Origin of the sequence: Methylibium sp. T29-B (assembly GCF_000576225.1) — a bacterium.
Classification (GTDB): Bacteria; Pseudomonadota; Gammaproteobacteria; order Burkholderiales; family Burkholderiaceae_C; genus Methylibium; species Methylibium petroleiphilum.
The window spans coordinates 1-2,897 of the sequence record NZ_AZSN01000274.1; the positions used below are offsets into that span (position 1 = coordinate 1).

The 2,897-nt window shown below is 68.9% G+C and carries 2 protein-coding genes; both read left to right on the forward strand.

Annotation, left to right across the window (positions count from 1 at the left end):
- The coding region (locus Y694_RS20945; RefSeq protein WP_036236240.1) for a 2-oxo acid dehydrogenase subunit E2 at nt 1–990 on the forward strand (990 nt) is incomplete at its 5' end.
- A gap of 13 nt (nt 991–1,003) precedes the next feature.
- Nucleotides 1,004–2,791 carry a dihydrolipoyl dehydrogenase gene (gene lpdA / locus Y694_RS20950; protein WP_036236242.1) on the forward strand — a complete coding sequence of 596 codons (1,788 nt, stop codon included), beginning with the start codon at nt 1,004–1,006 and terminating at the stop codon, nt 2,789–2,791.
- The last annotated feature ends 106 nt before the right edge of the window (nt 2,792–2,897 follow it).

Genomic DNA, 2,897 nt, shown 5'->3' on the forward strand with positions numbered 1-2,897 from the left:
CCGGTCGAGCGCACCGCGCCGACGGCCGCGCTGCCGGCCCACGAGCCGACGGCGCCCCAGGGTCATCTGCCGCACGCCTCGCCGTCGGTGCGCCGCTTCGCCCGCGAACTGGGCGTGCCGCTGGCCGAGGTCAGGGGCAGCGGCCTGAAGGGTCGCATCACGCTGGAGGACGTGCAGGGCTTCGTCAAGGGCGTGATGTCCGGCGAGACGCGCACCGCGCAGGCCGCCAAGGCGCCCGCTGCGGGCGGCGGCGCCGGGCTCGACCTGCTGCCGTGGCCCAAGGTCGACTTCGCGAAATTCGGCGCGGTGGAGCGCAAGGACCTGTCGCGCATCAAGAAGATCAGCGGCGCCAACCTGCACCGCAACTGGGTCGTGATCCCGCACGTCACCAACCACGACGATGCCGACATCACCGAACTCGAGGCCTTCCGTGTCCAGCTCAACAAGGAGAACGAGAAGTCCGGCGTGAAGGTCACGATGCTGGCCTTCCTGATCAAGGCCTGCGTGGCGGCGCTGAAGAAGTTCCCCGAATTCAACGCCAGCCTGGACGGCGAGCAGATCGTGCTGAAGCAGTACTTCCACATCGGCTTCGCGGCCGACACGCCCAATGGGCTGGTCGTGCCGGTGATCAAGGACGCCGACAAGAAGGGCGTGCTGCAGATCAGCCAGGAGATGAGCGAGCTGGCCAAGAAGGCACGCGACGGCAAGCTGGGGCCGGCCGACATGAACGGCGGTTGCTTCAGCATCAGCTCGCTCGGCGGCATCGGCGGACGCTACTTCACGCCGATCATCAACGCGCCCGAAGTCTCCATCCTCGGCGTGTGCAAGAGCAGCACCGAGCCGCGCTGGGACGGCAAGGCCTTCCAGCCACGCCTGATCCTGCCGCTGTCGCTGAGCTGGGACCACCGCGTGATCGACGGCGCGGCGGCGGCTCGCTTCAACGCCTACCTCGGTCAGATCCTGGCGGACTTCCGCCGGGTGCTGCTGTGAGAGGGACGCGGACATGGCAATGATCGATATCAAGGTCCCCGACATCGGCGACTTCAAGGACGTGGCAGTGATCGAGCTGCTGGTGAAGCCGGGCGACACCGTCGCGGCCGACCAGAGCCTGATCACCGTCGAGAGCGACAAGGCGTCGATGGAGATCCCGTCCTCGCACGCGGGCGTCGTGAAGGCGCTGAAGCTGAAGGTCGGCGACACGGTCAACGAGGGCTCGGTGATCCTGTCGCTCGATGCGGCCAGTGCGGCCGCCGAGCCGGCGGCATCGTCCGCGGCTGCCGCGGCGCCGGCAGTCGCTGCACCCGCGGCGGCTGCGGTGGCGCCATCAGCCGCCAGCTACGCCGGCGGTGCCGACGTCGAGTGCGACCTGCTGGTGCTGGGTGCCGGTCCCGGCGGTTATTCGGCCGCCTTCCGCGGCGCCGACCTCGGCCTGAAGGTCGTGCTGGTCGAGCGCTACGCGACGCTCGGCGGCGTGTGCCTGAACGTCGGCTGCATCCCGTCGAAGGCGCTGCTGCACGTTGCCGCGGTGATGGACGAGGTCTCGCACTTCGAGGCCCTGGGCGTGAGCTTCGGCAAGCCCCGTGTGGACCTCGCGAGGCTCAAGGCCCACAAGGACAAGGTGGTCGGCAAGCTGACCGGCGGCCTGGCCGCGATGGCCAAGATGCGCAAGGTCACCGTGGTGACCGGCAGCGGCGAGTTCGTCGATCCACATCACCTGAAGGTCGTGCTGGTGAAGGACGGCGCGCCGCAGACGATCCGCTTCAAGCAAGCGATCATCGCGGCCGGTTCCGAGGCAGTGAAGCTGCCCTTCCTGCCGAAGGACGACCCGCGCATCGTCACGTCGACCGGCGCGCTCGAGTTGCGCCAGCAGCCGAAGAAGATGCTGGTGATCGGCGGCGGCATCATCGGCCTGGAGATGGGCACGGTGTACTCCACGCTGGGCGCGAAGCTCGACGTCGTCGAGATGCTCGATGGCCTGATGCAGGGCGCCGACCGCGACCTCGTCAAGGTGTGGCAGAAGATGAATGCGCCGCGCTTCGACAATCTGATGCTCAAGACCAAGACCGTCGGCGCCGAAGCGACGAAGGACGGCGTCCGCGTGCAGTTCGAGGGCCTGGACGGCACGAAGAGCGAGGGCGTCTACGACCTCGTGCTGCAGGCCGTCGGCCGCACGCCCAACGGCAAGAAGATCGGTGCCGAGAAGGCCGGCGTGGTGGTCGGCGAGCGCGGCTTCGTCCCCGTCGACATCCAGATGCGCACCAACGTGCCGCACATCTTCGCGATCGGCGACATCGTCGGCCAGCCGATGCTGGCACACAAGGCGGTGCACGAGGCCCACGTGGCGGCCGAGGTGGCAGCCGGCGCGGTGCTCGGCGACGCCAAGCTCGCGACGAGCTCCTTCAACGCGCGCGTGATCCCGAGCGTGGCCTACACCGATCCGGAAGTGGCCTGGGTCGGGCTGACCGAAGACGAGGCCAAGGCGCGCGGCGTCAAGGTGAAGAAGGGGTTGTTCCCCTGGACAGCTTCGGGTCGTGCGATCGCCAATGGCCGCGACGAAGGCTTCACCAAGCTGCTGTTCGACGAGGCCACGCACCGCATCGTCGGCGGTGGCATCGTCGGCACGCATGCGGGCGACATGATCGGCGAGATCGCGTTGGCGATCGAGATGGGCGCCGATGCGGTGGACATCGGCAAGACCATCCATCCGCACCCGACGCTCGGTGAGAGCATCGGCATGGCGGCCGAAGTGGCACACGGCTCCTGCACCGACCTGCCGCCGGCGAAGCGCTGAGGCCTCGCCGCGGCCGGCGCGTCAGCCGAAGCGCGCCTGCACGCGGCCCAGCCAGCCGAAGCCAGCCTCGACGAACTGCCCGCGCTCGGCCGGCTGGGCGCGCGTG